We start from the raw sequence: 389 nt of genomic DNA on the forward strand, positions 1-389 counted from the left end.
CCTTCAGGGATGTAGTAGCCGTTTTTCAGGTAGTTATCCGAGTTCCAGTCGAAGTGTTTGAAGGCCAGTTCGAAGCCGGACTTTTTCGACAAGGCTTGCAGCACTTCGACGCCCGCTGCGATCACTTCCACGCCGATGCCATCACCTGGAACCGCAGCAATTTTGTATGCGCTCATCATCAACTCCACTCTCGTTACGTTCTTGTTGTGCCTGTCGAACGGGGGTGTTCAATCAGGGTGTGAGCGGAGTATATGTAGTGAGCAAATGAGCGTGAGTTACTCCAAATCACTACATAGATGAATTTGAGTTACCAATGAGCCAGACCCTGGATTTGTCATTTTTCTACCTGCTGGCCAACAAAGGCAGCCTCGCCGCGACGGCGCGAGAGC

1 protein-coding gene is annotated in these 389 nt (G+C 51.4%); it reads right to left on the reverse strand.

Going from position 1 to position 389, the window contains the following annotated elements; translation table 11 throughout:
- On the reverse strand, window positions 1-179 hold a 179-nt coding region (locus AC1DT6_RS40655; RefSeq protein WP_477115636.1), incomplete at its 3' end, for an isocitrate/isopropylmalate family dehydrogenase.
- Window positions 180-389 lie beyond the last annotated feature (210 nt).

It is taken from the genome of Cupriavidus sp. 01L45 (genome assembly GCF_056399885.1).